We start from the raw sequence: 21694 nt of genomic DNA, 5'->3' as shown, positions 1-21694 counted from the left end.
ATCTATGAAGACACTGCAAAAGATGAGTCCTGCCGGCGCCATGCGTGTCCGCGGGCGCGCGTGGGTATTCGGTGCCGCGCTGGCGATGGGCGGCGTGGTACATGCCGCGCCGGTCCAGATCGAAGTCTGGCACACGCTGACGAATGCCAACCAGGCCGAACTGGACAAGCTGGTCAAGCAGTACAACAAGGAGCAGGGCGATGTGGAGGTCAAGCTGCGCGGCTTTGCCTCGCAACAGGCGCTGAAACAGGAAGCCAGCGCCGCGGTGAAAGCCAAGCGCCAGCCCAACCTGATCGAACTTGACGACGACCGCTCGCCTGAAGCGGTGGCCGAATTCAAGGCCATCAAGCCGCTGTACGAATTGCTGGCCAAGTATCCGATCAAGGATATCGCCTGGTTCCTGCCGGCCACCACCAGCTTCACGCGCGACGCCAAGGGCCGCCTGCTGGCCTTCCCGCTGATGGCCGAAGTGCCGGTGATGTTCTACAACATCTCGCAGTACAAGAAGGCGGGCCTGGATCCCAATGCGCCCGCGCGCACCTGGGCCGAGCTGCAGGATCAACTGCTGAAGCTGCGCGACAAGGCCGACCTGGACTGCCCGTATGCCACCAGCGACCAGGTCGCGGTGCACCTGGAAAGCCTGGCGGCGGTGAATAACCAGCTGTATGCCAGCAACAACAACGGCCTGGAAACGCCGAAGAACAAGGCGGTACCGCAACTGCAGTTCGACACGCTGTACATGCGCCATATTTCGCTCATGGCCAGCTGGAAGCGTTCCTTGCTGTTCACGCAGCACACCGAAGGCGACGAGGCCGATCAGTCCTTTGCCAAGGGTAATTGCGGCGTGTTGATGTCCGGTTCGGGCGCCATCGGCAACTTCAGCAATGCCAAGGGCTTGAGCTTCGGTGTGGCGCCGCTGCCGTATTACGCACAAGCTACTTCGACCCCGGGCCGTCCCTTCGTGACGGGCGGCGCGCTGTGGGCGATGGAAGGTCATCCGGCCGCCTCGGACAAGGCCACCGCGGCCTTCCTGGCCTGGCTCTCCAAGCCGGTGATCGCCGCCGAATGGCACCAGTCGACGGGTTATCTGCCGCTGACGGAAGCCGCGTTCCGTGCGTCGGACGTGTCTTTCTACAGCAAGATCCCGGGCGCGCAGCAGTTCGTCACCGCCATGCGTACGCAGCCGGCGCAAACCAGCCGCGGCTTCCGCATGAACAACTACAGCCGCATCGAGCCGGTGCTGAGCCGTGAACTGGACCAGGCGATCGACGGCAAGACGCCGCCGATGTCGGCGCTGAACAGCGCGGCCGCGCAAGCGAAGGTGATCGCGGAACAGAAGTAAACGTCGCGATCGCGGACCGCGGCAGGAATGCCGCGGTGCTTGCAATGCGCGTGCTGTCCGTGTAGTCCGCGGCCGAGGAGGGACCTGCGTGTGATGCGTGGGTCCTTTTTTCATGTCTGTCGAATCGACGCTTGCCGAATTGAGGCTTGCGAATTAGGGCTTGCAAACTAAAATGTGATCCTTATAATCACATTTGTGTCCAAGACCAATGTCCAATTTTCCGTTGCTTCACACGTGATGGCCGCCATGGGGGTCAACCACGGGGAACCGCTACGTTCAACGGACTTGGCCGCCAGTGTGAATGCCGATCCCAGCTTTGTGCGCCGGGTGATTTCCAAATTGGCCAAGGCCGGTCTGGTAACCACCACGCGTGGCAAGACAGGGGCCTGTTCCCTGGCGCGATCACCCTCGCAGATCACCTTGCTCGATATCTATCGGGCCAGCCAGGCACCTGAAGCGTTCGCGCTGCATTGCTATCCCGCCGCGGAGAACTGCGAGGTCAGCCGGAACATCAAGGTGTGCATGGAAACCGTGCTGCGCGAGGCGCAAAGCGGATTCGAGCAGCGCCTGGCCAGGCAGACCCTGGCCGATGTGGTGGCCGCGATCAAGACGGCCAAGTGATAGTGGGTCCATTTTTTTTGCTCTTTATTGTTACTTTAATTGGCACATTTTTGTCGGGCGGTATTCGTCCGGCTCGTTCACCTCACATTCTGGAAGACATCATGAGCAAACTTGAAGGCAAGGTCGCGCTGGTTACTGGCGCATCGAAAGGCATCGGTGCCGGTATCGCCAAGGCGCTGGCCGCGCGCGGCGCCGCGGTAGTCGTCACGTATTCCAGCAGCCAGGCGGGCGCCGATGCGGTGGTCGCGGAAATCAGGCAAGCCGGCGGCCGCGCGGTCGCGGTGGGCGGCGATGTCACCAAGGAAGCCGATACGGCAAGGCTCGTGCAGAAGGCCATCGACGAATTCGGCCGTCTGGACATCCTGGTGAACAACTCGGGCGTGTATGCCTTTGGCGCCATCGAAGAAGTGACCGAAGGCGAATTCACCCGGCAATTCAACACCAATGTGCTGGGCACGTTGTTGATGACCAAGGCGGCGGTGAAGCACCTGGGTGAAGGCGCGAGCATCATCAACATCAGTTCGACGATCACCTCCATCCTGCCGCCGGCTACGTCCGTATACAGCGGCACCAAGGGCGCGATCGACAGCATCACCTCGGTGCTGGCCAAGGAACTGGGGCCGCGCAAGATCCGCGTGAACGCCATCAATCCGGGCTATACGGAAACGGAAGGCACTCACAGCGGCGGCATCACCGGTTCCGACCAGGCCGCCGGCATGGTTGCCATCACGCCGCTCGGCCGCGCAGGTCAACCGAGCGACATCGGCGATGTGGCGGCGTTCCTGGCGTCCGACGATGCGCGCTGGATCACCGGCGACCATCTGAAAGTCGCGGGTGGCTTGCAGTGATGCGAGTGGGACCGAAAGATCCATTCGTATAAGTCGATCTTGTCGGGCTTGAAGGGCAGGGCCACCATGCATGTGTCGCGCGCCACTTCCGGTGCGCATCGCGTGGAGGCACCATGCATCGCGCAGTCCATCGAATCTCGGCTTGCCTGGCGGTCCTGCCTTGTGTGGCAGCCTGCGTGTCGCCATCGTGGGACACGCAGGACAGCACCACGGACAACGTCACGCCGGACACGGCCTACGACTTCAACTGGCGGCTGTCGGGTGAACGCGCGATCGCACCCCTGCAGGTTTTCGACGATGGGCGCCGCACGTGGTTGCATTTCGCTCCCGGCCAGCCCTTGCCGGCGATCTTCGCCGTGGGGCGCAGCGGTGAGCAGCCCGTCCCGTATCGACGCCGCGATCCTTATGTTGTGATCGACGGCGTTTGGCCGGCCTTGATCATGCGCGGAGGAAGCCTGCGCGCCATGGCACGGCGACAGGCGGTCTCGGGGTTCGACGAGACGGCCGATTTCGCCGCGGTGCTGGCCCCCGCTGCCGATGCAACGGCAGACTCGCCTGCGGCTGCTGATGGGGCCGAGCCTCCGCGCCATGAAAGCACGCCCGCGTTCCACGCGGAAATCACCGACGGCAATCTGCGGCAAGTGCTGGTTCGTTGGGCAGGCCTGGCAGGGTGGACGTTCGGGCCCGAACACTGGGACGTCGACGTTGACATTCCCCTGGCTGGCGGCGCGAGCTTCGGCGACGATTTCAAGCAGGCGGTGCGGGCCCTGGTCAGCGCCACTGAAATGGCCGAACGCCCGCTGCAGCCTTGCTTCTATGCCAATCGCGTCCTGCGCGTGGTGCCTTACGCGCAAGCGTGCGACCGTGCCGCGACCCGGGAGGCCGCGACATGAGCCGCTACCATGCCTGGCCCGCGCTGATGCTCTCCTTGACGGCCTGCGTGTCCGAGACCCGCGTGGATGCCGTGCGCGAACATGCGCGGCAAGGCCACGAGCGCGCGGGCCTGGATGCGGGCACCGGCGTGGCGGCGGCCATCAGCGGCGCCGCAGCCAAAGCGGCGCTGCATGACGTCGAGCGGCGGCGCGCCATGCAGGACGTTGCCAAGCCCTGGCTGGCGGGGCGGCCACGTCCGCTGGCACGCGCCGCCACGCTGCCGCCGGTCCTGCGGCGTGATGTCGATACCACCTTGATGTTCGCCGGCGGTGCCGCCGACCTGCCCGTGCTGGCGCAGCGCATCGCGCAAGCCACCGGCCTGGCGGTGCGGGTGCGCCCCGAAGCCTTGCTGCCGCAGGCGCTGTTCCTGCCGCGCCTGAGCCAGGCCGCCAATGCGATGACCGCCGACATGCCGGCGCGCGCGGAACCGCCCCGTGGACCGCAACCGCTGGCCCGCACCCTGGATACGCTGGCGTGGCGCCTGGGCGTGTTCTGGCGCTACCAGGACGGCGCCATCGAATTCTTCCGCACGGAAACCCGCGTGTTCAACATCCATGCTCTGACGCCGGCGGCGCAGTCCGAAGCGCGCCTTGGCCGCACGGGGCAGGCGCGCGGCGCGGGCTTCGACAATGCTTCGCACACCACCTTGTCGGTGGGCGAGCAAGACACCCTGGCGGCGTTGCGCGGGCGGCTTGAGCCCTTTCTTACCAGGGCCGGCGTGCTGGCGGCGGTGCCCGGTGCGGCGGCGTCCATCGTTGTCACCGACACGCCGGAAGCGCTCGATCGCGTGGCCCGTTTCCTGGATAACGAAAACCGGGCGCTGACGCGGCGCATACGCCTGGTCTTCGAAGAGATCACTATCGTCATGCAGGATCAGGCGCGCTCGGGCATCGATTGGAACGCCGTCTTCACCAGCGCGCGCGCTGCCTTGTCGGCCAATGCACCCGCGGCCGCGCTCGTGGCCGGGGTGGGCGACGCCGTGGCCGGCGGCCAGTTCGGGGCAGGTGTCGGACGTGGCCCCTATGCGAACTCGAAAGCGCTGATCAGCGCACTGAGCGCCACCGGCACGGTGGTGCGGCATAGCAGCGTGCCGCTGCTTACGCTCAACCGCCGGCCCGTCACCCATGCCGTGCGGACCACGTTCTCGTATGTCGATCAGGTGCAGGGCACCAGCGGTGACAGCGGGCGCAGGGGCTATGACGCCATGATGCCTGCCGTGTCGGTGAGCCAGAAGCAGGAGACCGTCGGTTCCTTCCTTACCCTGGTGCCCGACGCGCAGGACGACGGCAGCATCCAGCTATCCATCGCCTACGACAACACCGTCGCGCAGCCGCTGAAGACGCTGACTTTCGGCCGCCGCGAGCACCAGATCGAATTGCAGCAGATCACCATCGACGGTAGCGGCATGGTGCAGCAGGTGTCGCTGCGGCCGGGCGAACCCATGGTCATCTCGGGCTTCGATCGCCGCCAAGAGGAATACGACCGGCGCCGGCTGGCGCCGCGCGCGCCGCTGCTGTTGGGCGGCGCCGACCAGGTGGCGAGCGAACGCAGCACCACCGTGGTGATCGTTACGGCGCAGGTCGAGGAAGGTTGATCGAGGAGATGGACGTGCAGGCAGTGGACGAAGCATTGACGATGGATCTGCAGGACGGTGCGCTGCTGGTGTTCTGCATGCGCTGGTTTCCTTTGGTGGGCAGCCGGCCGGAGACCCTGGCGCGGCGGCGCGCGCGCGAAGCGCGGGCCACGCACTATGTGCAGGGCGGCACTCGCGCGGCCGCCGTCGGTTGCACGCGCCTGCTTGGCCGCCCGCGTCCCTGCCATAGCGCGGCGCAGGCCTTCGCGCAGTCTCATCCGCAAGGAACCGCCGCCGGGATGCTGATGATGGATGAGGGGCGGGCCTGGCTGGTGGCAACACAGGACGGCGCCGTCATGGCGCGCACCGACCGCATCTATGTGGACCGTGAACAGGCACTGACCGCCCTGGCGGAGCTGGAGCACTGCTATCCCGGCATGGCCACGGCCATGCGCAATCTCGATCTGGCGGATTTGACGGGCAACCTTGGGCTGGGCACCACGCTGTGGCGCCTCAGTCCGTGGGTGGGGCTGGCGCCGACCGGCGCGCGCGGTATCGCCGTGCTGCTCGCGGCCGGATTGTCAGGGGGCGCGGCGTGGCAGGCCTGGCGCCACTGGGGGCGACCGGCGCCAGTGGCCGCGCCTGCGGCCGATCCGATGCTGGCCTGGCGCACGGCCGTGGCGCGCCAGGTGGCGTCATTGCCACTGCATGATGCGGCGGGCCTGGGGCAGGTCTTCATCTCCTTGCGGCAATTACCCATGCTGGCGCAAGGCTGGGGGTTGGATTCCGCGCGCTGTGCCGCGCAGGCGCGGGAATGGATATGCCAGGCCAGCTATCGGCGCGCCAGTCCGGTCGCCAGCAATCAGCGTCTTGCCGCCGCGCCGCCGGCGCGTGAGCAGGCGGGCTTCGAGGGGCCGCGTTTCGATGGCCTGGAACAGGCGCGCGTGTCTTGGCGCGTGGCAGTGGGGCCGCGTTCAAGTCCTGCAACGGTGGCTCCTGAAAATGCGGGTCCCTCCGCCGCCTTGCGCAGCCGACAGGCCAGCGATATCCGTGTGGGGAGTGCCTTGCAAAGGCTGCTGCCGGCTTTCGGCCGTATTTCCCTGGGTACGGCCGCGGCCTTGCCGGTAGCGGCCCCGGTGGACGAAAGCGGGCGCCCCATGGCACGGCCGCCCGGTGTTCCCGTCCTGTACTCGCGTTCCTTGCTGATGCATGGTCCTTTGCGTTCCTACGCCTTGTTCCAGGCGCCACCGGTTGGGACCGCCTGGCGTGAGGTCACGCTGACGGTGACGCCGGGCCGGCGCGCCGAAGCCACCGGCAGCGTGCTGATGGCGCAGCTGCAGGGAGTCATCTATGAAAGAGACTGAGACCTTGCCGGGGCGCTGGGTGATGAGAGCGGCCCTGCTCGCGAGCGCAGCCTGCGCGGCAGGTTCGGCGCATTCGGATACGCCGGCGGCGGACGCGGGCTGTGCGTGGCCGGTGGCGGGTAGCGTGGAGGCGCTGTTGCAGGCGGAGACCGAGGTGGCCCTGCGGGCGCGTCGCGGCGATCGACTCGGCATCGGCAGCCCGCCCATGCCTGGGCCTGGAAGTGGGGCTGGAGTGGGGCCCGGACTTGGCGCTGGACGTGGCCCCGGACCAGGGCCGGACACCCGATCCGACCAGCCCGATCGCGTTGCCGTCGCCGCCATCTACGGCGTTGGCCGCCGCTTGCACGTCGATGTCCGCATCAACGGCCAGCTGGCGCGTTACCGCAAGGGCCAGCGTTGGCCCGAACACGCACCCAGCGGCGGCGCCGGCGTCTATGCCCTGGCCGCCGTGCTGGGCGAGTGCGTGCGCCTGCAAAGCGGCACCCACGCGCAGGTGACCTGCCTGGACGCCCCCAGATCGCTGGAAGAGCGCAGGAACTGAAAAATCATGTTCATGCGCCCTCCCTCGCAGGCCAGCCTGCCGCATCTTTCCAGCCAGGACGACATCGCCCGCCTGTCGCCCGCCTTCCTGCGGCCCTTGAACGACGAATTCGATCTGGCAGCACTGTCCGGCCACCTCTGCCCGGTGGTCTTGCGCGACGGGACCGCGGCGATATTCCTGCTGGCTGACTATGCGGCCGGCGACCAGGTCGACGAACTCGAACGGCTCATCGTGCAGCGCGGTTACCGCATGGCCCGGCCATCGCGGTATCTGTTGCCCGCGCCCCTGCTGCTGGCGGTGGCGCGGGGCCAGCTGGGCGCCGACCAGCTGCGCAATCGCCGCGCGGTGCTGGCGGACCGGCATAAATCGGCGCTGGCCGCTGCCTTCGTCGACCTCGTCGCCTGGGGCGTCAGGCAGGACGCCAGCGACGTGCACTTCAACGTGTTCCTGCAGCGGGCCGAGTCCGAAGTGCGTTACACCCTGGGCGGCATCTACGTGGCGCCGCCGCGCTTTCGCCATATGCCCACCGGCACCTTGATGGAGATACTGGCGGTGGCCTGGATGGACGTGCGCGGCGGCAACGGCGCCGTGTTCGATCCCCGCATCGAGCAGCAGGGACGTCTGGATATCGAAGTGGATGGCAAGCCGGTGATCCTGCGCTGGGCATCGCTGGCCGCCGACACGGGGCCGGCGGTCTGCCTGCGCGTGCTGCGTCCGCAAGCCGATGACGCAAGCTGGTCGCTGCGGGCGCTGGGCTACCTGGATACGCAGATCGGCATGTTGCGTCGCGCTTGCCTGGCCGAAGGCGGCGCGGTGGTGCTGGCGGGCGCCGTGGGCGCCGGCAAGTCGACCACCATTGCGGCCTTGATCCGGTCCTTGCCGGCCACGCGCAAGGTCATCACCTTGGAGGATCCGGTCGAATACCTGATCGCCAACGCCCTGCAGAACACCGTGGGACGCCGCCTGGACGAGTCGGTTCCGTCGGTGTTCGACGCCAAGCTGCGGACCATCAAGCGCTGCGCCATGCACGACTTGCTGGTGGGTGAAATACGCGATGCCGAAACCGGCCGCGCCTTCATGGACCTGGCGGGATCCGGCGTGAATCTCTACACGACCACGCACGCCAGCGCGGCCTGGATGATCCCGGAACGCCTGGCTTCCGACTTCATCGGCGTGTCGCGTGACTTCCTGGCGATTCCCGGCGTGCTCAAGCTGCTGGTGTGGCAGGCCTTGCTGCCGCGCCTGTGCGCGGCCTGCGCGCTGCCCCTGGATGCGCTTTATCGCGGCGCCGACGGCGCACGCCATCGCGCCTGGGCCGCGCGGCTGCTAGGTCTGTACGCGCTGGATGGGGCCACGCTGCGCGTGCGCAATCCCGCCGGCTGTCCTGCGTGCGCGCAGGCGGACCTGCCGCAGTTGCTGGGCCTGAACGGCCGCACCGTGGTGGCGGAAATGATAGAGCCCGGACTGGACGAAGCGTTCCTGTGCGGCGTGCGCCAACGCGATTACGTGCGCCTGCGCCAGCAGTGGCGTGAACGCGTCACCGCACCCGTCACCGATGCCGACATGCGCGGCAAGTCGGCCATGGCTTGTGCGCTGTACAAGGCGTCGCTGGGCCAGATCGATCCGCGCGATATCGAAAGCCGCTTTGGCGCTTTCGAAACAGTGGCGCTGGAGCGCGCCGCGTGGAAGGAGACGTCCCATGCTTAGCGCGTACTGGCGGCGCGTGTGCCTGCGCCACGATGCCGCGGTGTTCGTCGCGCACAGGGCCAGCTATTACGAATATCTGGCCGATCTGCTGGATGGCTTGCAAGGGCGCAAGACGCTGCGCGACATCTTCGATGACGACGCGCGGCGCCATGGCCAGGCCACGGCCCGTGGCCGCCTGGCGCGCCATTGGTCGTCGGCCTATGAGCGGTCCGCGGGTGACGCGGCGCGGGCCTGGGCCGGCACGTTGCCAGCCGGCGAACTGGCCTTGCTGAGCGTGGCGCAGGACGCCGGCGGTGGCGCTTTCGCGGCGACCCTGCGCGACCTGGCGCGCGCCGTGACGCTGATCGATCAGGCCCGCGGCATCTTGCTGGCCAGTTGCACGGTCGGCCTGGCGGCCCTGGCGGTGGCGCTATTGCTGGCCGGCAGCGTGCCGCTGTGGACGGTGCCGCGTCTGCAGGCGGTCTTCCAGTCCGTGCCCGCGACGTGGCATGGCGGGCTGACGCGCGCGTTGTTCAGCGCGGCCGAATGGCTGCGCGTGGGATTGCCGCTGGCCTGCCTGGCCGGCGCGGCGGCGCTGTGGGGTTTCCTGGCGGCATTGCCGCGCCATACGGGACGCCTGCGCGACTGGCTGGACCGCCGGCCGGTCTGGCGCCTGTATCGCGACTTCCATTGCATCCGTTTCCTGGCGCTGCTGGCCGTACTGGTGCGCCAACGCGGCAATGTCGATACACGGCTGCGCGAGGCGCTATTCATGCTGGGCCGCGATGCGCCGCCCTGGTTTGCCGCGCATATCGCCGCCATGATCGCGCGCATCGACGCCGGCCTGGTGGGCGGCGACACCTTCGATACCGGTTTGATCGACGCCGAAACGGGCTGGTATCTGGCCGACATGGTGGCCGCGCATGGCGTGGAAGGCGGTATCGCGCGTACCCGGCAAAGAATAGAAATCCGCTTTCTGCCGCGCTTGCGCGTGCAGGCCGGGGTGCTGCGCTGGTGCCTGCTGGTGTGCGGGTTGGCGACCGTGCTGGGCCTGGCGCTCTGGCACTACGCCGTCATCGATGAGATGCGCCATGCCATGACCAGCATGCACGGCGGATGAATTTCTGCCTGACCAAGTTTTCAGCTTTTTTTTCTTAAGGACGCCGACACCATGACACGCTCCCTGCCACGCCCTGCCTATCCGTCACGCTTAGACAGCGGTTTTTCGTTGATCGAGGTTTCCATCGTCACCGCCATCGTGCTGCTGATCGCCATCATCGGCGTGCCGGCGCTGGGCACTTTCGTCATCGAGAACAAGGTGCCCAAGGTCGGCGAGGCGCTGCAGCGCTACATCACGCACGCCAAGACCAATGCGCAGGGCAGCGGTCCCACGCCCTATGCAGGGGTACATACGGGCTTGCTCGCCCAGGCCTTGCGCGGTTCGTCGGTGATCGCCGTGACGGGCGAGGGCGCGTCCGCTTCGGTGGCGCATGGTCTGGGCGGCAAAGGGCAGGCCGGCCACGGCACCCTGACCCTGGCACCCGCGGCGGTGGGCGAGGGCGGCGCAGGATCGGCCTTTACCTTGACCGCCACGCACGTCAATGACGCCGCCTGTCCGACGCTGGCTGCCGTCATGCAGCGCATGGCGGACATCATCTCGGTGGAGGGCAAGGGCGGCGGCGTCGTGGTGAAGGATGCCACCAGCATCCCCGCCCAGCCCTACGATCCGGCGCGCGCGCAGGAGCAATGCAGCGCGGGCGACGCCAACACCTTTGTGTTTACCGTGCGGTGATTGCCGATGTCTCGTGCATTGCTCCTTCCGCCGGCCGCCTGGAAGGCGGCGGCGCTGCGCTTGCCTTTGCGCTGTCCAGTCGCAAAGGGGAATGCTGAGAGGCGCCCAAGAATCTCCCCTCGCGCGGAGCGGGCGGTCTCCCTGGTCCACCCAACCCATCCGGCCCTGTGGGCTTCGGCCCAGCGAGGCTATTTGTTATTCGAACTGGCGTTGGTGCTGGCGGTGGCATGCCTGGCGGCGGTGTGGGGCGCCGATGGGTGGCGCCGGCAGGCCGATGCCGCCGCGGGAAATGCCAGCGGTGCCTGGCTGGCGGAAATCCGTGGCGCGCTGGCGCGGATGATGGCGCTGCATCAGGAAGACCTGGTGCAAGGCCTGCCGCCGCGTGATGCGCGAGGCGGCCTGGCCTACGCCGACCCCCACGCCCCACGGCTGGATGAGCTGTTACGCCAAGGTCACTTGCCAGCCGGCTTCCCCGTCGCATCCGCGGGAGGCATGCGAGTCGCCATCCGCATCCTGCGCCACCCTGCCTGTCCGGGCCGGGGATGCCGTCTCGACGCGCTGGTCTACAGCCTGGCACCGGCCGGTGCCTGGGGCGTTGGAGCTGAAACAGATAACTTGACGGCCGGAGGTGCGGGCGGACCGGGCACGGATTCGACCCTTACTGGCAAGGTAAGCCCCGACCCCGCCGCGATAGCCGCGATCCTGGCCGCGACCGGCGGTTACGGCGGCCACGTGGACGCCCAGATGCCGGATTTTGTTCGTGGCCCCAATTTCCGGTTTCCCAATCCGCCGGCACCGGACATCCCCCGCCTGGCCGTCGGCACCGTCGCCGTCTGGGCGGGACTGGACCCTGCCGCGACGTGGCCCTACCTGCGCGTCCGCGACCCTCGCAATCCGGATTTCCAGGGAGATGTGGCCGCCGCCGGCTCCATCCACACCGCCGGCTCCATGCATGCGGCGGGGTCCGTGCACGTAAGAGGCCCCATCCACGCGGCGGGCTCCGTACATGCAGGGGGAGCCATAGACGCCGCCGGCGCCATCCACACCGACGATTCCATCCACGCCGCTGGAGCCATTCACGCCGCCCGGTCCATGCACGCCGTGGAACGGCTGAGCACGGACGGGCATCTTCTCATCGGGGCCCGGGCCAGGGTGGGCGATGCCTGCGCGCCCGACGGCCTGATGGCGCGCACGGAAGACGGCAGCCCCTTGTCCTGTGTCGGGGGCCGGTGGGACTCACCGGGCGGCTTCGGCGGCGCATACGCCGTCAATTCCGTCTACGGCTGCAAGACGTACGCGCTGGTCCCCACGGCCAACCCGCGCACCGGCGATTGCAGCTGTCCGCCAGGCTACGAGTCCCTGATGTTTTTCCGCACATCCGACTATTCGATCAGTGCCGACGGCGTCTCAACCAGCTACATCTGCGTGCGTTGACAGCCCCCGGCCTCGCCCCTCTCCCTCGAAAGCGCAACCAATTGCATATAATCGAAGATTGCCCAAAATGCCCATGCAGATTCATCCAAGATGAAATCCTCCGAGATTCGCCAGAAATTCCTGCAGTTCTTCCAGTCCAAGGGACACACCATCGTCCCCTCGTCGTCGCTCGTCCCGGGCAATGACCCGACGCTGCTGTTCACGAACTCGGGCATGGTCCAGTTCAAGGACGTGTTCACCGGCAAGGAAACGCGCAGCTATACCCGCGCCACGTCGTCGCAGCGCAGCGTGCGCGCCGGCGGCAAGCACAACGACCTGGAAAACGTCGGCTACACGGCGCGCCACCATACGTTCTTCGAAATGCTGGGTAACTTCAGCTTCGGCGACTATTTCAAGCGTGACGCCATCCAGTACGCCTGGGAACTGTTGACCAAGGTCTACAAGCTGCCCGCCGACAAGCTGTGGGTGACCGTCTACCAGGAAGACGACGAGGCCTACGACATCTGGGCCAAGGAAGTGGGCGTGCCGGCCGAGCGCATCATCCGCATCGGCGACAACAAGGGCGCGCGCTACGCCTCGGACAATTTCTGGCAGATGGCCGACACCGGCCCCTGCGGCCCTTGTTCGGAAATCTTCTTCGACCACGGTCCGGAAATCTGGGGCGGCCCCCCGGGATCGCCCGAGGAAGACGGCGACCGCTACATCGAGATCTGGAACCTGGTGTTCATGCAGTTCGAGCGCGACGCCGCCGGCAATATGCCGCGCCTGCCCAAGCCCTGCGTCGACACCGGCATGGGCCTGGAGCGCATCGCCGCGGTGCTGCAGCACGTCCATTCCAACTACGAGATCGATCTGTTCCAGACGCTGATCGCGGCCGCCGCGCGCGAAACCGGCATCACGGATCTCAACGACAATTCGCTCAAGGTCATCGCCGATCACATCCGTGCCTGTTCGTTCCTGATCGTCGACGGCGTCATCCCCAGCAACGAAGGCCGTGGCTATGTGCTGCGCCGTATCATCCGCCGTGCGCTGCGCCACGGCTACAAGCTGGGCCAGACCAAGCCTTTCTTCCACCGCCTGGTGCCCGACCTGGTCGGCGAGATGGGCGAGGCCTATCCCGAACTGGCCAATACGGCCGAGCGCGTGGCCCAGGTGTTGAAGCAGGAAGAGGAGCGTTTCGGCGAAACCCTCGAAAACGGCATGAAGATCCTCGAAGGCGCCCTGGCCAATGTGCCGGCCGGCGGCCAGCTCGATGGCACCACGCTGTTCACGCTGTATGACACCTATGGTTTCCCGGTCGACCTGACAGCCGACATCTGCCGCGAACGCAAGGTCGAAGTCGACCTGGCCGGCTTCGACACCGCCATGGCGCGCCAGCGCGAACAGGCCCGCGCCGCGGGCAAGTTCAAGATGGCGGAAGGCCTGAGCTACGAAGGTGCCGACACGCGTTTCGAAGGCTACGAGCACCTGGAACTGGACGACGTCAAGGTTGTCGCGCTGTACGCCAACGGCACTTCGGTGCCTCGTATCGAAGCGGGCCAGGATGCCGTCGTGGTGCTGGACGCCACGCCTTTCTACGCCGAATCCGGCGGCCAGGTGGGTGACACCGGTCTGCTGGAAGCCGCCGGCGTGCGCTTCGCCGTGGCCGACACCCTGAAGGTGCAGGCCGGCGTGTTCGGCCATCACGGCACGCTGGAATCCGGCCACCTGGCGGTCGGTGACACCCTGCTGGCGCGGGTCGACGGCGTGCGCCGCGCGCGCACCGTGCGCAACCACTCCGCCACCCACCTCATGCACAAGGCCTTGCGCCAGGTGCTGGGCGCGCACGTGCAGCAGCGCGGTTCGCTGGTCGACCCCGACAAGACCCGTTTCGACTTCGCCCAGGATGCGCCGATGACCGCCGAGCAGATCGCGCGGGTCGAGGCCATCGTCAATGCCGAAGTGCTGGCCAACAATGCCACGCAATCCCAGGTGATGGGCTATGACGACGCCGTCAAGGGCGGCGCCATGGCGCTGTTCGGCGAGAAATACGGCGACAAGGTGCGCGTGCTGGACATCGGCTTCTCGCGTGAACTGTGCGGCGGCACGCATGTGATGCGCACCGGCGACATCGGCATGTTCAAGATCGTCAGTGAAACCGGCGTGGCCGCCGGCGTGCGCCGTATCGAAGCCATCACGGGCGACAACACCGTGGCCTGGGTGCAGGCGCAGACCGCGCTGCTGGCCCGCGCCGCCGGCGTGCTGCGTACGCCCGCGGCCGAACTGCCCGACCGCATCGCGCAGGTGCAGGACCAGGTCAAGGCCCTGGAAAAGGAACTGGACCAGGCCCGCAGCAAGCTGGCCGCGAGCGCCGGCAATGATCTGGCGGCCAAGGCCACCATCGACGTCAAGGGCGTCAAGGTGCTGGCCGCCGGTATCGGCGCCGTCGATCCCAAGGCGCTGCGCGGCATGGTCGACCAGCTCAAGGACAAGCTGAAGTCGGCGGTGGTGCTGCTGGCCGGTTCGCAGGACGGCAAGATCAGCGTGGTGGGCGGCGTTACCGCCGACCTCACCGGCCGCGTCAAGGCGGGCGACCTGGTCGGCTTCGTCTCGTCACAGATCGGCGGCAAGGGCGGCGGCCGGCCGGACATGGCCATGGGCGGCGGCAGCGACGCCGATGCCTTGCCGGACGCCATTGCCAGCGTGCGCCAGTGGGTGGAAGAGCGCCTCTGATGGATGCGGACCTGGAAATCGACGCCAAGGGGCTGAACTGCCCCTTGCCCATCCTGCGTGCCAAGAAAGCCCTGGCCCAGTTGCAAAGCGGCCAGGTGCTCAAGGTGCAGACCACGGATCGCAACGCCCTGCGCGACTTCCAGGCCTTCTGCAAGCAGACCGGCAATGCCCTGCTGGCCCAGCAGGAAGAAGAGGGCGTGGGCGTGCATTATCTGCGGCGGCGCTGATCGCCTTCTGGAATTCATCATGGCCAAGACTTTCAAGATCGGCACCCGCGCCAGCCTGATGGCGGTGCGTCAGACCGAAGCCCTCATCCACGCGCTCAGCCAGCAGTTCCCCGAGCACACCTTCGAGATGGTGACGCGGCCCGCTGCCGCCGACCTGGACCTGAAGACGCGCCTGGGCGGCATGGGCGGCAAGGGCGGTGCGTTCATCACCGCCATGCACGACATGATGCTGCGGGGCGAGGCCGACATGGTGATGCACTCGCTCAAGGACCTGCCCGGCAACGACGAGTATTACGCCGACACGCGCTTTTCCATCGGCGCCTGCCTGCCGCGCAGCGACCCGCGTGATTGCATGGTGCTCAAGCAGGGCCTGGCCGCGGACGCGGTGCCGGCCGTGATCGGTACGGCCTCGGTGCGCCGCGCCGCCTTCTTGCGCCGCCTGTTTCCGGACAGCCAGGCCGTGCCGTTTCGCGGCGCCGCCGACAAGCGTATCGCGCGCATGGACGACAGCGTTCCCATGACGTTCAACTACGGCGGCGCCACGCCGCCGGTCGATGCCTTGCTGCTGGCGAAGAACGGCCTGGAACGTATCGGCCTGGACGATCGCATCAGCCGGGTGTTCTCGGTCGAGGAAATGTGCCCGGCGGTGGGGCAGGGCGTGGTGGTGGCGGAGTACGCCACCGGCAATGACGAGGCCCGCGCCGTACTGGCGGCGATCAACGATCGCCAGACCATGTTCTGCTACCAGGCCGAGCGCGCGCTGTTGAAGGCGCTGAACGGCCATTGCGATTCGCCCATCGGCGGCTATGCGTGGGTGGAGGACGGCAAGCTGAAGCTGCGCGGCATCGTCATCGCCCTGGACGGCCGTAGCGCCGTCGAGGTCTACGACGAAAGCCAGTACGCGGATCCGCTGGCATTGGGCACGCGGGCGGGAAAGCGCCTGAACGCGCTGGGTGCCCAGGCGATCATCGAAGAAACGCGATACATCGGTTGAGATGCGTCGGCTGAGATGCGTCGGCTGAGATGCGTCGGCTGAGATGCGTCGGCTGAGATGCGTCGGCTGATGCCCGTGCCGGGGCCGGGCCTAGGCGGGCCCCGCTGCTGCCGGCGTGGCGGATCGGACAGGTCCGGTCCGGCGCGTGGGAAATACAACAATCAAGCACCAATCCAGCATCGATTTGCCGGCTACTCCGGAACGATGCTAGAATCTACTGTTCTCCATAACCAATTCAAGGGATTACCTATGGTGGTGATTCGTATGGCCCGCGGCGGGTCCAAAAAGCGTCCGTTCTACAACCTGGTGGCCACCGATTCGCGCAACCGCCGCGATGGCCGTTTCGTCGAGCGCGTCGGTTTCTACAACCCCGTTGGTAGCGACAACAGCGAAAAGCTGCGCATCTCGCTGGATCGCGTGAAGTACTGGACTGACAATGGCGCGCAACTGTCGCCCGCCGTTGAACGCCTGGTCAAGACGTATTCGGAAAAAGTCTCCGCCGCGGCCTGAGGCTCGGCTTGACTGTAGCGCTGAGCATGCCCGAAAACACGAAGGTCCCGGCCGCCACCTCGGCGGGCACGGATGATCTGATCGAACTGGGCCGCATCAGCGGTGCTTACGGTGTGCGGGGCTGGGTCAAGGTGCAGCCGCATTCGGCACAGGCCGACGTGCTGCTCTCCCTCCCCGAATGGCGGATGGCGCGCTCTGCGGCGCCCGCCAAGGCGGGGCAGGGCCCAACGCCTGCGCCGTCCTTTGCTTCGACAGCGATCTACAAAGTCCAGACTTCCCGCCCGCAAGGCGCGACCGTGGTGGCCCAGTTGGCAGGTATTGCCGACCGCGACCAGGCCGAGGCTTTGCGCGGGATGGCGATCTATGCGCCACGCTCTGTCTTTCCCGAACCGGAAGACGACGAGTTTTATTGGGTCGACCTGATCGGTTGCACGCTCTATGGTGAGCAGGACGGCGCTCCCGTGCTGCTGGGCCTGGTCGAGGGCGTGCTGGACAATGGCGCGCATTCGGTCTTGCGTGTCGCTCGGCAGAACCTGAACGCAGCGGGTGAACCAGAAACGGTGCTCGATGCCAAGGGCCGTCCTGCTGAGGTCCTGGTGCCGTTCGTGCAGGCGCACGTGCATACCGTCGACATCGCCAATCGCCGCATCGACAGCGACTGGCCACTGGATTACTGATGCGTTTCGACGTCCTCACCCTGTTTCCGGACATGTTCAGCGTGGTCCGGGACCTGGGGGTGACGGGGCGCGCGCATACGCAGGCCCGCTGGGCCTTGCACACGTGGAACCCGCGCGATTACACCCATGACGTGCACCGTACCGTGGACGATCGCCCTTATGGCGGTGGTCCCGGTATGGTCATGATGCCCGGGCCGCTGGAGGCCACCTTGCAGGCCGTCCAGGCACAGCGGGTGGCTGGCGGACTGGCGCCCGCGCCTGTCGTCCTGATGTCGCCCACCGGGCGCCGCTTCGACCAGGCTGCCGCCCAGCAATTGGCGGGCAGCCCGGGGGCGGTCCTGATCTGCGGCCGTTACGAAGGCCTGGACCAGCGCTTCATCGACAGGTGCGTCACCGACGAGATTTCCCTCGGCGACTTTGTCCTGTCCGGTGGCGAATTGGCGGCCCTCGCCGTCATCGACGCCGCCGTGCGGCTGATGCCGGGCGTGCTCAACGACGATGCCTCGGCGGTGCAGGATTCCTTCAATCCCGCGCTTTCCGGCTTGCTGGACAGCCCGCACTATACGCGCCCGGAAGTCTACGAAGGCGTCAGCGTGCCGGCCGAACTGCTGTCGGGCCATCATGCCAACATCGCCCGCTGGCGCCGCGAGCAGTCCTTGCGCCTGACCGCGCAGCGCCGGCCCGACCTGCTCGATGCCGCGCGCCGGCAGGGCCTGCTGACGCCCGCCGACGAGCGTTTCCTCAAGCTTCTGGCAGCCAGCCGCGGCAACGACTGACCAGCGGCAAAGCGCCGCCCGCGTCAAGGTCCGATTCTCGGCAAGATCTCATCCGCGGCAACATCGCATCGCAAATGAAAACGGGCGCCATGGCGCCCGTTTTTACGTCCTTGCCATGGCGGCAGCCCCGCAGGGAAGAACCCCGCGGGACGTTCCCTTGGATCAACTCGCCAGCTTGCTGCGCTGTTCGCGCACCTTCGCCAGCGTTTCACCGAACTGCGCCATGCGCGCCTTCTCCTGCTCGACCACCGCCGCCGGGGCGCGTTCGACGAAGCTGGCGTTCGACAGCTTGCCATTGGCCTTGTTGATCTCGCCTTCCAGGCGCGCGATCTCCTTGTCCAGGCGGGCCGTTTCCGCGGCGACGTCGATTTCCACGCGCAGCATCAGACGGGCGCTGCCCACCACCTGCACGGGCGCGCCGACGTCCGGCAGCTCGGCCACCGTCTCCACTTCGCTCAGGCGTGCCAGCGCGGCCAGATACGGGCCGTTGCGGTCCAGTTCGGCGCGATCGCCCTGGGCCACCAGCGGCACCTTCTGCGCGGGCGACAGGCCCATCTCGCCACGCAGCGCGCGCACGGCCTCCACCTGCGCCTTCAGGTTCGCCACCTCGGCTTCCGCGGCCTTGTCGATGGCGGCCGGATTGGCGACGGGGTAGGGCTGCACGCTGACGCTGCCGACCTGGTCGGCGGCGCGCTTGCCCGCCACCACCGACACCTTCTGCCACAGTTCTTCGGTGATGAAGGGGATGATGGGATGCGCCAGGCGCAACACCACTTCCAGTACCCGGATCAGCGTGGCGCGCGTGCCCAGTTGCTGGGCCGGCGTGCCGTTCTGGATCTGCACCTTGGCCAGTTCGACATACCAGTCGCAATACTCGTCCCACACGAAGCGGTACAGCGCGTTGGCGATATTGTCGAAGCGGTAGTCGGCGAAACCGCGCGCCACTTCGGCTTCCAGATCCTGCAGCTGGCTGACGATCCAGCGGTCCACGAACGACGTTTCACCGGCGCTGGCGGCCTGGCTCAGGTCGTGGCCTTCGGTGTTCATCAGCACGAAGCGGGTGGCGTTCCACAGCTTGTTGCAGAAGTTGCGATAGCCTTCGCAGCGCTTGAGGTCGAAGTTGATATTACGGCCCAGCGTGGCGTAGGCGGACATGGTGAAGCGCAGCGCATCGGCGCCGAACGCCGGGATGCCGTCCGGATACTGGCGCCGCGTGGCCTTCTCGATCTGGCCCGCCTGCTTGGGATTCATCAGGCCATAGGTGCGCTTGCTGACCAGCGTTTCCAGGTCGACGCCGTCGATCAGGTCGATCGGATCCAGCGTGTTGCCCTTGGACTTGCTCATCTTCTGGCCGTCGGCGTCGCGGATCAGTCCATGCATGTAGACATGCTTGAACGGAATCTGGCCGGTCAGGTGGGTGGTCATCATGACCATGCGCGCGACCCAGAAGAAGATGATGTCGAAGCCGGTCACCAGCACGCTGGACGGCAGGTAGCGCGCCAGGTCAGGCGTCTGCTCCGGCCAGCCCAGGTCGGTGAAGGGCACCAGCGCCGACGAGAACCAGGTGTCCAGCACGTCCGGATCGCGTTGCAGCGGGCCCTGCACGCCGGCGGCGCGCGCCTGCGCGATGGCGTCCTGCTCGTCGTGCGCGACGAAGATGCTGCCGTCCTCGGCATACCAGGCGGGAATCTGGTGGCCCCACCACAGCTGGCGCGAAATGCACCAGTCCTGGATGTTGTCCAGCCACTGCTTGTAGATGGTGGTCCAGTTCTCGGGATAGAAGGACACGCGGCCGTCGGCCACCACTTCCAGCGCCACCTCGGTGATGCTCTTGCCGGGATGCAGCGTGCCTTCCGGTGCCGGCTTGCTCATGGCCATGAACCACTGGTCGGTGAGCATGGGTTCCAGCACCACGCCGGTGCGGTCGCCCTTGGGCTGCATCATCTTGTGCGGCTCGACCTTGTCCAGGAAGCCTTGCGCTTCCAGTTCGGCCACCACGGCCTTGCGCGCTTCGTAGCGCTCCATGCCGCGGAACTGTGCCGGCCCGTTCTCGTTGATGTGCGCGTCCGGCGTGAAGATGACGATCAGCGGCAGGTCGTGGCGCAGGGCGCAAGCATAGTCGTTGAAGTCGTGGGCGCCGGTGATCTTGACGCAGCCCGTGCCGAATTCCGGATCGACGAAATCGTCGGCGATGATGGGGATGTTGCGATCGCACAGCGGCAGTTCGACCAGCTTGCCCACCAGGTGGCGATAGCGCTCGTCGTCAGGATGCACACACAGCGCGCCGTCGGCCAGCATGGTTTCCGGACGGGTGGTGGCGATGGTCATGCCGCGCAGCGTCACCGTCTGGCCTTCCTTGTCGACGATGGTCTGCGGCCCGTCGACGAAGGGATACGTGATGTGCCACATGAAGCCGTCGGTTTCCTCCGACTGCACTTCCAGGTCCGACACGGCCGTCAGCAGCTTGGGGTCCCAGTTGACCAGGCGCTTGCCGCGATAGATCAGGCCCTGGCGGAACAGGCGCACAAAGGTTTCCACCACGCCGCGCGACATGCGCTCGTCCATGGTGAAGTATTCGCGGCTCCAGTCGGCCGAAGCGCCCAGGCGGCGCATCTGGTTGGTGATGGTGCTGCCCGATTGTTCCTTCCACTCCCACACCTTCTCGACGAATTTTTCGCGGCCGAGGTCGTGGCGGGAAATGTTCTGGGCGTCCAGCTGGCGCTGCACCACGATCTGGGTGGCAATGCCGGCGTGGTCGGTGCCGGGGATCAGCACGGTGTCGTCGCCCGACATGCGGCGGTAGCGGGCCAGCCCATCCATGATGGTCTGGTTGAAGGCGTGGCCCATGTGCAGCGTGCCCGTTACATTGGGCGGCGGGAACTGGATGGCGTAGCTGCTGTCATTATTGCCAGTGTCGACGTGGCGGCCCGCATCGAAGTAGCCGCGCTGCTTCCATTCGGCGTACCAGCGGGCTTCCAGGTCGGCCGGCTCGAAGCTCTTGGCGAGCTCCTGCGTATCGGCAGCGGCGGCGGGGGACGCGGCGTTTCCGGCGGCGTCGTTCACGGCTTTATTCATTACACGTTTCCGGGGACAGATCTCCCGACCGATCCAACGCCGGCGGGCTAAACCTGCGATTTTATGATGTAGACGGGTCTTATAGGCATGTTAGAATGCCCGGTTACTGTAAACCTGTTAGAAGTCCCTGTTTTTATTGGAGTTTTCATGTCTGTCCAACGCACCCTCTCGATTATCAAGCCCGATGCCGTGGCCAAGAACGTTATCGGCCAGATCGTGGCCCGTTTCGAGCAGGCCGGCCTGAAGGTGATCGCTGCCCGCCTGCAGCAGCTCTCGCGCGCTGATGCCGAACGTTTCTACGCTGTGCACGCTGCCCGCCCCTTCTTCAAGGACCTGGTCGACTTCATGGTCTCCGGTCCCGTGTTCGTCCAGGCCCTGGAAGGCGAAGACGCCATCGCCAAGAACCGCGACCTGATGGGCGCCACCGATCCCAAGAAGGCCGAGAAGGGCACCATCCGCGCCGACTTCGCTGAAAGCATCGATGCCAACGCCGTGCACGGTTCGGATGCTCCCGAAACCGCCGCCGTCGAAATCGCTTTCTTCTTCCCCGAAATCAACATCCACAGCCGTTAATCCGGGCTGGGGCGAA

19 protein-coding genes are annotated in these 21694 nt (G+C 66.6%); 18 read left to right on the top strand and 1 reads right to left on the bottom strand.

The features are described 5' to 3' along the window. Window positions 1-4 precede the first annotated feature (4 nt). The 17 genes from CEY05_RS09540 (at window position 5) to trmD (ending at window position 18030) form a co-directional block, all read left to right on the top strand. Window positions 5-1342, top strand: coding sequence for an extracellular solute-binding protein (locus CEY05_RS09540; RefSeq protein ID WP_088598231.1), 1338 nt, complete (start codon window positions 5-7; stop codon window positions 1340-1342). A gap of 174 nt (window positions 1343-1516) precedes the next feature. Beyond that, a complete protein-coding gene (locus CEY05_RS09535) occupies window positions 1517-1963 on the top strand; it encodes an Rrf2 family transcriptional regulator (protein WP_369825909.1) in 447 nt (148 codons plus the stop codon). 101 nt (window positions 1964-2064) lie between these two features. Beyond that, window positions 2065-2811 carry a glucose 1-dehydrogenase gene (locus CEY05_RS09530; RefSeq protein WP_088598229.1) on the top strand — a complete coding sequence of 249 codons (747 nt, stop codon included), beginning with the start codon at window positions 2065-2067 and terminating at the stop codon, window positions 2809-2811. Window positions 2812-2924: 113 nt separating this feature from the next. Then, entirely contained in the window at window positions 2925-3704 is a 780-nt protein-coding gene (locus CEY05_RS09525) for a TcpQ domain-containing protein (RefSeq protein WP_088598228.1), read from the top strand. Then, entirely contained in the window at window positions 3701-5338 is a 1638-nt protein-coding gene (locus CEY05_RS09520; protein ID WP_088598227.1) for a hypothetical protein, read from the top strand. Before CEY05_RS09525 ends, CEY05_RS09520 begins: the two co-directional genes overlap by 4 nt. A gap of 14 nt (window positions 5339-5352) precedes the next feature. Continuing rightward, window positions 5353-6681, top strand: a complete 1329-nt coding sequence (locus CEY05_RS09515) for a type 4b pilus protein PilO2 (RefSeq protein ID WP_158219304.1) — start codon at window positions 5353-5355, stop codon at window positions 6679-6681. Continuing rightward, complete coding sequence (locus CEY05_RS31415) at window positions 6668-7222, top strand: hypothetical protein (RefSeq protein ID WP_198952731.1); 555 nt, start codon at window positions 6668-6670, stop codon at window positions 7220-7222. Before CEY05_RS09515 ends, CEY05_RS31415 begins: the two co-directional genes overlap by 14 nt. A 6-nt stretch (window positions 7223-7228) precedes the next feature. Beyond that, window positions 7229-8929, top strand: coding sequence for an ATPase, T2SS/T4P/T4SS family (locus CEY05_RS09505; protein WP_088598224.1), 1701 nt, complete (start codon window positions 7229-7231; stop codon window positions 8927-8929). Then, on the top strand, window positions 8922-10028 hold the full coding sequence (locus CEY05_RS09500; protein ID WP_088598223.1) for a general secretion pathway protein: 1107 nt from the start codon (window positions 8922-8924) through the stop codon (window positions 10026-10028). The genes CEY05_RS09505 and CEY05_RS09500 overlap by 8 nt, the downstream gene beginning before the upstream one ends. A 51-nt stretch (window positions 10029-10079) precedes the next feature. Then, entirely contained in the window at window positions 10080-10700 is a 621-nt protein-coding gene (locus CEY05_RS09495) for a type 4 pilus major pilin (RefSeq protein WP_088598222.1), read from the top strand. Window positions 10701-10892: 192 nt separating this feature from the next. Continuing rightward, the gene (locus tag CEY05_RS09490) at window positions 10893-12134 is read left to right on the top strand and encodes a hypothetical protein (RefSeq protein ID WP_088598221.1); all 1242 of its coding nucleotides are present in this window, start codon (window positions 10893-10895) and stop codon (window positions 12132-12134) included. A gap of 90 nt (window positions 12135-12224) precedes the next feature. Next, the gene (alaS, locus tag CEY05_RS09485) at window positions 12225-14846 is read left to right on the top strand and encodes an alanine--tRNA ligase (protein WP_088598220.1); all 2622 of its coding nucleotides are present in this window, start codon (window positions 12225-12227) and stop codon (window positions 14844-14846) included. Further along, entirely contained in the window at window positions 14846-15073 is a 228-nt protein-coding gene (locus CEY05_RS09480) for a sulfurtransferase TusA family protein (protein WP_088598219.1), read from the top strand. The genes alaS and CEY05_RS09480 overlap by 1 nt, the downstream gene beginning before the upstream one ends. 19 nt (window positions 15074-15092) lie before the next feature. Beyond that, a complete protein-coding gene (gene hemC, locus CEY05_RS09475) occupies window positions 15093-16067 on the top strand; it encodes a hydroxymethylbilane synthase (protein WP_158219303.1) in 975 nt (324 codons plus the stop codon). Between the two features lie 249 nt (window positions 16068-16316). Beyond that, window positions 16317-16577 (top strand): 30S ribosomal protein S16, encoded by a 261-nt coding sequence (gene rpsP / locus CEY05_RS09470; RefSeq protein ID WP_088598217.1) that lies wholly within the window; start codon window positions 16317-16319, stop codon window positions 16575-16577. Between the two features lie 26 nt (window positions 16578-16603). Further along, complete coding sequence (rimM, locus tag CEY05_RS09465) at window positions 16604-17254, top strand: ribosome maturation factor RimM (RefSeq protein ID WP_088598583.1); 651 nt, start codon at window positions 16604-16606, stop codon at window positions 17252-17254. Beyond that, window positions 17254-18030: a tRNA (guanosine(37)-N1)-methyltransferase TrmD gene (trmD, locus tag CEY05_RS09460; RefSeq protein ID WP_088598216.1), complete on the top strand. Its 777-nt coding sequence runs from the start codon at window positions 17254-17256 to the stop codon at window positions 18028-18030. The genes rimM and trmD overlap by 1 nt, the downstream gene beginning before the upstream one ends. A gap of 162 nt (window positions 18031-18192) precedes the next feature. On the opposite strand, the gene CEY05_RS09455 is transcribed toward trmD, so the two are convergent. Further along, complete coding sequence (locus tag CEY05_RS09455; RefSeq protein ID WP_088598215.1) at window positions 18193-21105, bottom strand: valine--tRNA ligase; 2913 nt, start codon at window positions 21103-21105, stop codon at window positions 18193-18195. Window positions 21106-21252: 147 nt separating this feature from the next. Here CEY05_RS09455 and ndk point away from each other — a divergent pair, with 147 nt between their 5' ends. Next, window positions 21253-21678, top strand: coding sequence for a nucleoside-diphosphate kinase (gene ndk, locus CEY05_RS09450; RefSeq protein ID WP_088598214.1), 426 nt, complete (start codon window positions 21253-21255; stop codon window positions 21676-21678). Window positions 21679-21694: the final 16 nt, after the last annotated feature.

The sequence above is a fragment of the Achromobacter sp. HZ34 genome (genome assembly GCF_002209485.1).
Taxonomy (GTDB): domain Bacteria; phylum Pseudomonadota; class Gammaproteobacteria; order Burkholderiales; family Burkholderiaceae_B; genus Bordetella_C.
The sequence above is the reverse complement of the archived record's forward strand: the minus strand, read 5'-3'. Positions and strand labels throughout refer to the sequence as shown.